This is a genomic window from Gudongella ferriphila (assembly GCF_046224405.1).
Taxonomy (GTDB): Bacteria; Bacillota; Clostridia; order Tissierellales; family Tissierellaceae; genus Gudongella.
The window spans coordinates 1-11947 of record NZ_JBJXRK010000021.1; the positions used below are offsets into that span (position 1 = coordinate 1).

At 40.6% G+C, this 11947-nt stretch carries 12 protein-coding genes; 3 read left to right on the top strand and 9 right to left on the bottom strand.

Annotated elements, in window-relative coordinates:
• The 3 genes from ACKVDP_RS10240 to ACKVDP_RS10250 form a co-directional block, all read right to left on the bottom strand.
• Positions 1-601: ArsA family ATPase (locus tag ACKVDP_RS10240; protein ID WP_409228748.1), on the bottom strand; the 601-nt coding region annotated here is incomplete at its 3' end.
• A gap of 17 nt (positions 602-618) precedes the next feature.
• The gene (locus tag ACKVDP_RS10245; RefSeq protein ID WP_409228749.1) at positions 619-906 is read right to left on the bottom strand and encodes a hypothetical protein; all 288 of its coding nucleotides are present in this window, start codon (positions 904-906) and stop codon (positions 619-621) included.
• Between the two features lie 62 nt (positions 907-968).
• Positions 969-2582: a carbon starvation CstA family protein gene (locus ACKVDP_RS10250; protein WP_409228750.1), complete on the bottom strand. Its 1614-nt coding sequence runs from the start codon at positions 2580-2582 to the stop codon at positions 969-971.
• A gap of 122 nt (positions 2583-2704) precedes the next feature.
• Between ACKVDP_RS10250 and ACKVDP_RS10255 the strand changes: the two genes are divergently transcribed.
• The gene (locus tag ACKVDP_RS10255) at positions 2705-3742 is read left to right on the top strand and encodes an IS6 family transposase (RefSeq protein ID WP_409228751.1); all 1038 of its coding nucleotides are present in this window, start codon (positions 2705-2707) and stop codon (positions 3740-3742) included.
• Between the two features lie 208 nt (positions 3743-3950).
• Here ACKVDP_RS10255 and ACKVDP_RS10260 read toward each other — a convergent pair whose 3' ends face one another.
• From ACKVDP_RS10260 to ACKVDP_RS10275, 4 genes are all read right to left on the bottom strand, one after another.
• Positions 3951-4460: a hypothetical protein gene (locus ACKVDP_RS10260; RefSeq protein WP_409228752.1), complete on the bottom strand. Its 510-nt coding sequence runs from the start codon at positions 4458-4460 to the stop codon at positions 3951-3953.
• A 149-nt stretch (positions 4461-4609) separates the two neighbouring features.
• Positions 4610-5899 carry an amidohydrolase gene (locus tag ACKVDP_RS10265; RefSeq protein ID WP_409228753.1) on the bottom strand — a complete coding sequence of 430 codons (1290 nt, stop codon included), beginning with the start codon at positions 5897-5899 and terminating at the stop codon, positions 4610-4612.
• A gap of 9 nt (positions 5900-5908) precedes the next feature.
• On the bottom strand, positions 5909-7285 hold the full coding sequence (locus tag ACKVDP_RS10270; RefSeq protein WP_409228754.1) for an MATE family efflux transporter: 1377 nt from the start codon (positions 7283-7285) through the stop codon (positions 5909-5911).
• Positions 7286-7300: 15 nt separating this feature from the next.
• On the bottom strand, positions 7301-8098 hold the full coding sequence (locus ACKVDP_RS10275; RefSeq protein ID WP_409228755.1) for a M55 family metallopeptidase: 798 nt from the start codon (positions 8096-8098) through the stop codon (positions 7301-7303).
• 217 nt (positions 8099-8315) lie between these two features.
• Between ACKVDP_RS10275 and ACKVDP_RS10280 the strand changes: the two genes are divergently transcribed.
• Together ACKVDP_RS10280 and rpsD are read left to right on the top strand one after the other, a co-directional pair.
• Complete coding sequence (locus tag ACKVDP_RS10280) at positions 8316-8816, top strand: inorganic diphosphatase (RefSeq protein WP_409228756.1); 501 nt, start codon at positions 8316-8318, stop codon at positions 8814-8816.
• Between the two features lie 97 nt (positions 8817-8913).
• The gene (gene rpsD / locus ACKVDP_RS10285) at positions 8914-9513 is read left to right on the top strand and encodes a 30S ribosomal protein S4 (protein ID WP_409228757.1); all 600 of its coding nucleotides are present in this window, start codon (positions 8914-8916) and stop codon (positions 9511-9513) included.
• 41 nt (positions 9514-9554) lie between these two features.
• Here rpsD and ACKVDP_RS10290 read toward each other — a convergent pair whose 3' ends face one another.
• Together ACKVDP_RS10290 and ACKVDP_RS10295 are read right to left on the bottom strand one after the other, a co-directional pair.
• Positions 9555-11225, bottom strand: a complete 1671-nt coding sequence (locus ACKVDP_RS10290; protein ID WP_409228758.1) for a putative ABC transporter permease subunit — start codon at positions 11223-11225, stop codon at positions 9555-9557.
• Entirely contained in the window at positions 11218-11946 is a 729-nt protein-coding gene (locus ACKVDP_RS10295; protein WP_409228759.1) for an ABC transporter ATP-binding protein, read from the bottom strand. The genes ACKVDP_RS10290 and ACKVDP_RS10295 overlap by 8 nt, the downstream gene beginning before the upstream one ends.
• Position 11947: the final 1 nt, after the last annotated feature.

An 11947-nucleotide genomic window follows, 5' to 3' on the forward strand; every position in this document is an offset into this window, starting at 1 on the left:
TCTTCTTGATCTCTCCGAATCTTTTCTGACGACGTTCAAGGATTTCAAGCACCGGATCCTTTTCATCATATTTTCTTGTGACCATTTTGTTCATGTTCACAATTGATTTTCTCTTCTTGGCAAGGGAGCCCATCCAACCCTCCAAAAGATCTGGAAGAGTCAGAATACGTAGGGTATGACCAGTTGGAGCAGTGTCAAAGATTATAATATCGTATTCATCATATTTGTCTATTATTATATCTGAAATCTTGTCAAATAGTGCTGACTCATGGGTACCAGGTGATACAATGGCAGCATCCAGCTGACTGTTGATTTCTTCCACTATTACATTTGACAAAATTGTCTTCATATTAGCTCTTATTTTTTCAATATAGAGCTCAGCTTCATATTCAGGATCAATTTCCAGTCCGTCAAGGTTGTCTCTTATTCTAACTATGCTTCTACCAATCTCAATTCCAAGAACATCCGAAATAGAATGTGCCGGGTCCGTTGATACAAGGAGAGTTCTTAATCCCCTTTCAGCATAATTAATGCTATTGGCAGTGGAACAGGTTGTCTTGCCGACCCCACCCTTTCCACCGTAAAAAATAATTTTAGCCATATTCTTCCTCCGTCATCTTAGGGATCCAGATCATAATTTGACCATCGTTCTTCCCATACGCTTTTTCTTTTTCCCATACGCTTGTCCCAATCCTCTATTTCATCCACCAAATACGGAAGAAGTTCCAAGGTGTAGTAGCTTATTGGAAGGGGCATTCCTAGCTGATCGGAAAAACAAATCAAAATAAAATTATCCATTTCCGTCTTTGTTTCACTTTCGAGCATTTCATAGGCCCTACCTTTAAAATCAGTAGCACCCTTAAAAAATAGTCCGAAATCTGTGATAAATTTCTTAAGTTTATCCATAATAATCCCCTTACATAAAAGAGAGAAGCCTAGGCTTCTCTCTCATACCTTTCAGATTGCCATCAGTCCAATTCCTCTGTACTTGCAAAGGCTGCCCTGGACTCCAGTATCAAGACAATTGCAAGAATGAACAATGCCACTGCAAATACCAAAAGTATTGGATTTGCCAGGTTTGCCATCATCAATAGGACAAGGGCGACCAATGTTGCTATAAACATGAATACCATTGGGTAAACAGCCATTTTGTATTGTCTTCCAGTTCTCTTAAGCCACAGAGCAAGAGCCAACAGGGCTAGTGCTGCCAGCAGCTGGTTTGCAGATCCGAATATCGGCCATACAAGCTGGTATCCTCTAAATGCCAATGTACCACCTATAATAACTGTTATAAGTGTTGAAACATATTTGTTTGTCAAGGTGTTAGTGAATCCATTTGAAGCTGCACCTTCTATATCAGATGTGAAAAATTCCTGGAAAATAAATCTTGCAAGTCTTGTTGCAGTATCCAATGAAGTCAATGCAAATGCTGAAATCGCTAGTGTAACGAAGTTCTTTGCGACCAACTGTGGGAATCCCAATGATGCCATGAATGTTCCTATACCATCGGCAAAAACATTAAGGGCTCCTCCTGCTGCGGTAACCTCAGCAAGCTTGTCAGCTGTAAGATATGCAGCTGTGATAATTGCAAGTGTTGCAAGTACGCCTTCAATAAGCATTGCACCGTAGCCAACCAACTTAATATCAGCCTCAGTGTCAAGCTGCTTGGCTGTTGTACCTGATCCAACCAGTGAGTGGAAGCCTGAAATGGCTCCACAGGCTATTGTAATAAACAATATTGGGAACAGGTAGTTTGTTCCAACCTTAAAGCTTGTATATGCTGGCAACTGAATTTCGGGTCTCATTACAAACAATCCTATAACTCCACCTGCAAGCATGGCGTAAAGCAGGAATGAGTTAAGGTAGTCTCTAGGCTGTAGAAGTATCCAAACAGGTGTTACTGACGCCACGAATATATAACCCAGTAGTATAATCATCCAGGTGTTCACAGACAGGCTTAATGGGAACATGACTCCAACCCAGACAGCCAAAGCCAATAGTGCTACACCTATAACGGTTCCTACCGCTAAGCTGACTCCCCTCCTGTATACTCCAACTCCAAACAGGATTGCTAGAGCGATAAACAGTATTGATGATGTTGCAGCCTCAGGTGTTGATACAAATGCTGAAGCTACTATGTTTGTAAATGCTGCAACAACAAGTATCAAGGTAAGCCATGCAAATAGAGCAAATAGCTTTTTACCCTTGGAACCCATGGTGTGCCCGATTACTTCACCAATGGATCTACCTCCATGTCTAACTGAAGCAAACAGTGAACCCATATCATGGACGCCACCAAAGAAGATGGAACCAATAACAATCCAAAGCATAACGGGAAGCCATCCAAACATTGATGCTGCAATTGGCCCTACTATTGGACCTGCTCCAGCAATCGATGAAAAGTGGTGCCCCAACAAAACTGGTGCCTTAGCGGGAACATAATCCACACCATCGTTCATGGTATGGGCAGGCGTTTTTTTTGTGATATCCAAACCCCAGTGTTTCGCTAACCATGCACCGTATGTAGCGTAGGCAATTAGAAATGCGACAATACTAAAAATAATTAACCATAATGAATTCATAATTTCCCTCCTTCTATAAAATTGCGTTTTGTAAACTTAAATGAAAATTGAGGACTCCAAACCCTCTGTGGTACAATGTTTTTTGCGGAAAACAAATACCTCCCAGAAAGGATGAAGTCCTCATGCAAAAAATTGTATCAATCAGTTGTCCAAAGTGCAACAATAATCATTCATTTTATCGTTACGGTAAAGATAAATTTGGTTTCCAAAAGTATCTCTGCCGTAAGTGTAACCATCAATTCGCACCTGATAATCCCAGTAAGAGGGATTCTGACAATCGCAAGTATCCAGATTGTCCTATGTGCTCCAAGGCTACTTTTCTTCACCATGATCATGAGCATTATTCTAATTTCAGGTGCTGTGATAAAAAGTGCAACCACTCTTTCTTTGTTGTAAAACCTTCGGCCATATTACCTGCTTCTGTCTCTAAGCTTGCTGGTAAGAATGATTTCAAGCGTATGCGATATCCTGTTCATATCATCATTTCGGCTCTTTCCATGTTCTATCTTGGTAAGGATTCCTTCAGGAATATCGCCTTGATACTTAGGATTACCAATAATATCAAGGTTTCCCATACCACCATCAGCAACTGGTGTAAAAAGTTTGCTCCCTTGTTCAATAATCTTTCTTTGGAGCTTATGCCTTTGATGAATTTTGATTCTGATGAGTGGCATGCCGATGAAACGGTAGTTAAGATTTCTGGTAAAAGATATTACATTTGGTTTGTGGTTGATTCTGAAACTCGTTTTGTCCTTGGCTTTCACTTATCACCCTACAGGGACTCTGCTCAGGCCTTTACAATCTTCAATTCTGTAAAAGGTATGGGAAAGGTTTCTTCCATTGTCAGTGACCGTTACAGCGCCTACAAGGTGCCTGCCAAGTCTGTGCTTGGCTCTGATGTCAAGCATATCAGAGTACAGAGCTTCAAGGATGATATCTCCAACAATCTGATTGAGTCTTTCCATCATCAGTTCAAGGCTTGGTACAAGACAAAACAGGGTTTCAACTCATTTGACTCTGCCAATAATCTGATCAGCATGTTTGTGTTCTTCTACAACTTTGTTAGGCCACATTCATCTCTTGGTGGTCTTACACCAGCTCAAGTTGCTGGACTAAGCCTAACTAAGAAGCAAAAGAGAAGGTATCTTCTCATAGCTTGATTTGTGTTTGATTTCGCCTAATTTGTTTTCAAAGGAGCGGCCTTGGAGTGGTCAAGGGCGCGCGTAAGCGTGTTCATTTTACCCTTGACCAGGACTAGGATGATCCTTTATCATCTTCCTGGCGAAATCTGAAGCAATTTTGAGCAATTCTATGAAAACATTGTGCTAATCTTTCATATTTAGTTTACAGAGCCTAAAATTGTATAATTTACCTGGTAAAACCGTAAATCTCGCTTACCTCCCTTCCTTTCTTATTAGCTATATTTGATCCGTCCTCAAGGGAGGTCAGTATTATCCTAATATCAACCCAACCCTTGAATCCGAATGAAAAGCCCTTGTGATACCTGAATTTCTCAATGCTCCTTAATACGTTGCCATCTATTTCATTAAGTGGTTTATCCACCAGTATTACACCTGTAATGATGCTTGACATATGCTCGTCATGGAGCTCCACCAGTTCATCAATGCTCCTAACCATATTATCTGTAAATCTCTTGAACTCATTGGTATCGAGATTTTCTACTCTTTTTACAAGAATATATTCATTATTCTCCATAGCATATATCTTAGCTGACTTGGTAAGGAAATACTTTTCAGCCCTTAAATGATACCTTGCGAACAAGTCATATTCTTCATTGTCGACCCTATGATTCCTTAATATATCAAAGCTTCTAATCAGCTTTTTTTCCAATTCATCCAAGTACAGCTCCAATTCCATCCAATCACTCTCTTCATATTAAATTTATGACAAATGTTTAATTTACACCTTTATTGTACTCCTGCTCAAGTTCAATGTCAATAAAATGAAGGTGGAAATTTTATTCCTTTAAAGTGCAGTCTCCTTTGGACTTTCCATTGGAAACACCATTATCTAATTATCAAATCCATAGCCCTATTTTGAGCCATGTACTTAATCCTTTCCAAATCTATTGTCTTCATTTCACGTTTATGCATCAAAACCCTTCCATCAACTATTACTGTGTCCACATCACTTCCATAGGTTGAGTAAGCCAATGCAGACACGAGATTATGTCTTGGAACAAGATGCGGTTTATCTAAATCCACCAGAATGATGTCCGCCCTTTTCCCGACTTCCAGGGATCCAATCTCCTTATCCCATTGTAATCCTCTGGCTCCATTTATTGTAGCCATCCTTAATGCATCCACCGCCTTTATGCTTAATGCGTCCTGATCCACTGCCTTGTTTACCAAGGCTGCCAGGTTCAGCTCCTTGAACATGTTAAGATTATTGTTTGAAGAAGCTCCATCTGTACCAAGAGATACATTAAGACCTTTTTCAAGCATGCTTTGAACCGGAGCGAATCCACTTGCCAATTTGAAGTTGCTTCCAGGATTGTTTACCGGATGGACCTCCTTTTCAACCATAAGCTCAATGTCATCCTGGTCTACATGTACGCAATGTGCAGCCAGAGTATGCACATCCAAAACACCAAGATCATAGACGTGCCTTATGGGAGATTTGCCGTATATTTCATAGCTTTCCTGAACCTCTCTTTTTGTTTCAGACAAATGTATATTGATACCTGTTCCAAGGTCATCTGCCAAGTTTTTGGCCTTTACCAGAAACTCCGGACTGCAGGTGTAGGGAGCATGAGGGGCTATCATGACACGTATTCTATCATTTGAGGTCTTGTGGTAGCGGTTGAAAAGTTCCCTGCTCTCATTGAGTTTTCTGTCGGGATCATTTCTGTCCTCTACAATTCCCCTTGTTATCATTGCCCTGAGTCCAGACTCCGCTGCCCCCTTGCCCACCTCATCCATAAAGAAATACATGTCACAGAAGGTAGTTGTTCCAGTCTGAATCATTTCAGCCATGCTGAGCAAAGAGCCCCAATATATATCCTCACCGTTTAGATTGGCCTCAACAGGCCATATCTTTTCAGTTAGCCATTGATGCAGGGGTAAATCATCTGCATAATTCCTCAATAGACTCATCCCCATGTGGGTGTGTGCATTTACAAGTCCTGGCAATGCTGCCTTGTTTCTACCATCAATTGTTTCATCTATTTCAATCCCTGGAATTTCATCACCCAAATGTATGATTATTCCATTCTCAATATAGATGTTGCTATTATTTAATATTCGATTTTTTTCATCAACGGTTACTATATCAACATTTTTTATCCTTAAGACCATAAAACCCTCCTATTGGTAAACGCTTCCCACTTCTTCCTTGCCTGAATTGAATATATCCTTTCTCCTATATGTTAAGACTGCGAGTATGAAGCGGACCAACAGATCCACCCCCATCATCAGCCATATCCACTCAATCCCTGCATCCATAACGTATGTCATTAAGAGAACCAGCGGCACCCTCACAACCCAAAGTCCCACTCCCACATTTATCATTGAAGCCTTTGGATATCCAGCTCCTCTAAGTGCTCCATTCAGAAGACCTGCCAAGTTTTGTGGTATTTGCAATAGACCCATTATAAACAGGTAAACTGCTCCTACTGCTATAATTTCAGGATCATTTGAGAAAGCCCTCATGATTTGTGATGGCAGAAATATCATCAGACCCCCAGCCACTGAGGTTACAACAAGAGAAAGCCTTATTAGATGCTTCATGTAGGTTCTCCCCATTTCATTGTCTCTTGAACCTACTGATTGTCCCACAAATGTTGATGCGGCTATTCCAAAGCCAGCAGCTGGCATATATGATATGGACTCAGCCTGTAGACCAAGCTGGTATGCTGCGTAGGCAACTTCACCATAGGTCAGTACAGCTCGTGTGATGATTATGGAGGCAAACTGCCAGAAGCTCATTTCGAATGATGTGGGTATGGCAAACCTTATTAGTCTGATTGCCTGTTCCCTATTGAACTTTAATCTGAAGCCGCCACCAAGCTTTGCAAATGTTCCATTCTTGCCAAACAATACGAAAAGACCCATTAAAGCTGCTATACCATATGATATGTTATAGGCGATTGCAGCACCCTTGAGTCCCATTTCAGGCAGTCCAAGCTTTCCGAATATCAGGATGTAGCTGAGTATTATGTTTACTCCATTGAGAACTCCAACTATTATCATGGGTGTCTTTGCATTTCCCATCCCCTGCAAAATCCCTGCTGTCAATAAAATGACTGCAGTAAATGGCAAGCTCCAGGACAATATTCTAAGATACATTGCCCCACCAGCCAATAAAGCAGGAGTGGGGTTGAAAACACCAATTAAGCTCTCAGTGTTCCAGTATATAAGCTGCTGAAAGAGCACGGATACACCAAGGGCAAGTATAAAGGCCTGTTCAGTGGTATCCTTTAGCTTCCCGTGATCCCCAGCTCCAAAGTTCTGTGCAACGAAAACCGAGTTCCCCGTCCCTATTCCCTTTAGAACTGCCCATATAATCCTAAATAGGATATTACTCATTCCAATTGCTCCAACTGCTACAGAGTCTATCCTTCCCACCATCGCCATTGACACTACCCCGGCAGTCATCTGAAGAATGTTTTCAGCGGTTATGGGCAAAGCCATGGAAAGAATTTTTTTCCTTACTTTTTTATCATCGATAGCTATTGTCGTCATGTTCTCTCCCTGTTGTTATACCGTAAAATGTAGGAATCTCAATACCTCAATATAATCGTCTGTTGTAAAGCCTACTGTGGTGCTATTTAAAAGAGAAGCTCCAGGATAGAAGGAATTTCTCCTGGCTTCGTAATGTCTTGGGTATTCAACCTCAACATTGAATTCTTCCGGAAGTTGAATCATCAGGTCGCCCTTCTCCTTGACCAGTCCCTTCTTCACCCCTGCCTTTATAAGTTCAATTGCTCGTTCAGGGTGAATATTGATAGTGGAATTACCCCTTCCTTCCTTGACAGCAACAGTTTCTATGAATGGATTAATCTTTATTACCTCCTGACATAACGACTTGTCACCAGATAGGAATATTACAGGGACTTTATGATAGGCCGCAATATATGCATGAAGCATAAATTCATCTACAGGCTTCCCATTAATACTTATGGAAAGAATTCCAGTGGTCAATGTATGTGACAGAGGACTTCCGTCCATACCCGCACCTGAGTGATATCCTATAAATGCCACACCGTCAAAGGAATCATCCAGCTCCTGTACCATTGAAAATAGCCCTTCATCCCACCCCCTGATCAGTCTGACATTCATAGGGAGCCCGTTGTGATCCAAATTTCTTCCACTGTCATGGGCATCCTTAATTATAATCTCCATTTCATCGAGCTCATTTGCTCCCTCACATGCCGCTCTTACTTCAGCAGTCATCTGATCTGCAAATTGTGAATAGTCCCCCTTGTTTTTCGAGGTTTCATCCCAATGTGTTACACCAGTGATACCTTCAATGTCTGCACTTATGTATAATTTCAATCCAATTCCTCCCCCGTGCTTTCTTGTTATTTCCTTCTAATTATAACATTTAAAAGTTATTTTTACAGCTGTTTTAAAAATCTGAGTGAACTCCAAATCGAATTATCATTTCAAAATTTAGTACTTTTGGAATAGTATCACTTTGATTATTTTACTAAAATAAGATGAAATTTATCAAAATCCTGTTATAATTGAATGACAGAAGGGAGGGTTTTAAATGGATTATATTGTAAAGGCATTTATAGAGATTCCAAAAGGAAGCAGTAACAAGTATGAGTACAACAAGGAGTACAAGGTGTTTGAACTGGACAGATCACTTTTTTCTCCAATGTTCTACCCTACTGACTACGGTTACATACCTGACACCCTGGCAGAGGATGGCGACCCCATTGATATCATGGTATTAATAGCCAATCCAACATTCCCAGGCTGCCTTGTTCATGCAAGGGTAATAGGAATGTTCCTTATGAAGGATGAAAAGGGTAAGGACGAAAAAATTATTGCAGTTCCAAGAAACGACCCGAGGTTTACTGAAATTGAAACAGTAGAAGATATGGGTGCTCATATGAAAAAGGAATTTGAACACTTTTTCTCCGAATACAAGCGTCTCGAAGAAAAGGAAGTCATAGTGAGTGGCTGGGCTGGAGTTGATGCGGCAATTGAAGCTATTGAAAAATCAAGGATCGCATACAAAAAAGCTAAGGATGCCTTGAAGTAATTGATATATATTATCATTTACACCTCGTCACTTATGTGGTATAATGTCCATGGCTTAAAAATTATCGCGGCAAATTTCTTTATGGAGATGATAATTAATGGCTAACATGAAAGGACCCAGATTCAAACTGAGCAGAAGACTTGGTTTAAATGTTTATGGACATCCTAAGGCTATGGACAGGGCCGTAAAGGGCACTTCCAGAGCAGACAGAAAACTGACGGAATATGGACAGCAGCTACTTGAGAAACAAAGACTTAGAGCATACTACGGTGTTATGGAAAAGCAGTTCGTCAAGTACGTCGTCAAAGCAAAAAAAAGTGAAGACCAAACTGGTCATGCTCTTGTGAAAATTCTTGAATCAAGACTGGATAATCTTGTGTACAGATTGGGCATTGCCTCTTCTATTCGACAAGCCAGACAAATGGTTGTTCACGGTCACATACTGGTAAACGACAGAAAGGTTGACATACCTTCATACCTTTGTGATCCAGGTGACAGCGTGACCCTTAGAGAAAAATCCAGAGGCGTTGAGCTTTTCAAGGAGAATTTCGAAAATGCTCTAGCAAGCTCTCTACCCTATTTATCAAAGGATGCAAATCGTTTCGGAGGTACCTTCGAGCGACTTCCTGAAAGGGAAGAAGTACCAATTGAAATAGAGGATCAGCTTGTTGTTGAGTATTACTCAAAGCTTATATAAGCACTATGAAGGAAGGACTCAGATTTGAGACCTTCCTTTTTTTATTCCATATTCATAAATTTTGACTGGATAAGATTTTCCAGCAGCTTGTATAAGAATGCTGTTGAAAGAAATATTATGACTGCATAAATACCTAAAATCATCAATAGGCTCTGGTCCGGAAGAAGAATATATCCAAGAAAGCCTGCACCGAATATATATAGGGTGCCGATCGCCATTGAAATAATCACATTGAGGTTCTGCTTCATTGCCTGCTGAGGATTTGTCCACCCCGTCATGGGCCTTGTAATATCAACCACCATCCCTATCATGGTCAAAGGAATGCTGGCACTGATTCCAAATAACAGAATTATTATTACCTCAGAGACCTTCAATGGAACCATGAATAAAATTCCCAAAATGAGCAGTACTCCTCCCAATACCTGGAGAATGACTGATGAGAGAGTTCTTCCCAATATTTGAACCTTAGGCTTTATGGGAAGTGTCCTTTGTATCCACATATTTGTTCCTTCTCTGGAAAAGGTTGTCGCTCCCAATGAGTTAAGGATTCCAAAGGATCCTATTACTCCAATGGAGCCTAATATCAGTATTTCCCTGCTCTCCATGATCATCTCCTTCATCGGTTCGTATGCATCGCCACCAGTGAGCATTGATATTGCCAGAAGGGCGGGAAGGATTATAACCCCACCTACTGAATTCATAAGGTACACAGGAGTCTTGAAAATCATCAGAAGTTCCTTTTTGGCCATTGTTATAATGGGATTCCTTGCTTTAACAATGCTTGTTGAATCCACTTTTCCTCCCCTACCCTTTGCCGCTGATACCTCTATGTTCCCAATCAGGCCATCAAAGAATATTCTTTCTGCCAACAGCATCATGAGTATGAATCCAGCTATACCAGTTCCCATAAATAGGAGAATGTAGAAAAAACCAGCTGGTGAAAATCCATTGGTCAATGCCAATGCAGCCCACATGGCAGTAGGAAAAGCCACCCCAGCTCTATTCAACAACAGATTTGCATCTCTTGCAAGGTTGAACATGAAGTTTTCACTGTCCATTAGGTTCTGAGATGTCATCTGATTTATTTTTATCTGAACAAAAATAACGAATATAATAAATAATACCGCTGCAATTGTCCTAATGAGGTCCTTCTTCCCCTTAATGTTTGTGTACTTCATAAATACCATGATTAGAACCGATGATACAGCCAAAGGGAGAATTGGTAGTGCTACAACTGCTATTAAGCTCATGGCCCAATAGGGCAATCCTTCATTCCCAGCCCTTCCATATATAATAATAAATGGAAGTATGACAGGAAGGCTTGTCAAATACTCGCTGACCATCAAAGAAACAAATTTCGACCCAATTATATCTGATGGCTTTATTGGTAGAGGCACAAGCTGGGGAAGGTCATTGGAAAAATAGTATTTGCTCATGACATACATAATTCCCAGCACCAAAACTATCATTTGAGCCGACATAAATCCAATGTGAAGAAAATATGACTGTTGACCCATTTGCCTGAATACATCATAAAAAGAGTCCAAAGCCCTTACCATAAGAATGTAGGATGGTAGCAGAGACATCAAGGCCAAGACTATTATTGCCATTGGAAATATCTTCTTCTTATTTTTAATATTGTACATAAGCGATGATAATCCAAAGGTTATGTTTAAATCAGTTCTTATCAACGACAGCAGTTTATTATTCATTTTCAGTCAGCTCCAGGAATATATTTTCGAGAGATTCCTTCTCCTGAGCAGTTCTTCTAAGCTCCTCCATGGTCCCCATTGCGATGATCTTGCCTTTGTTTATGATTGCTATTCGGTCACAAAGCTTCTCTGCAACCTCCATAACATGGGTGGAAAAGAACACAGATTTTCCTTCATTGCACATGGTTCTCATAATTTCCTTCAGATTGAAGGATGATTTTGGGTCCAGCCCCACCATAGGCTCATCAAGTATAAATAGGTCAGGATTACTCATAAGTGCGGCTGTCAATACCAATTTCTGCTTCATACCATGGGAATAGCTGCTGATAATATCACCAAGGGCATTCCCAATGTTGAATACACTGGTGAAATGTTTTATTTTTTCAGATCTTTCACCTATTGGAATCCCATACATGTCCCCAATGAAATTCAGGTACTCAATTCCGCTAAGCCTGTCATAAATTTCAGGGTTGTCCGGTACATAGCTTATTCTGGACTTGGCTTTCAACGGCTCTTCCCAAACATCCATTCCGTCAAGAAGTATTTCACCATCATCTGGCTTCAGAAGTCCAACAATCATTTTTATGGTAGTTGTTTTACCAGCTCCGTTGGGTCCCAGAAAACCAAATATTTCTCCATCCCCGATCTCCAGACTAATGTCGTCAACGGCTCTTATTTCTCCTTTGTTGTAAGACTTTGTCAGTCCGTCAATTTTTAACATA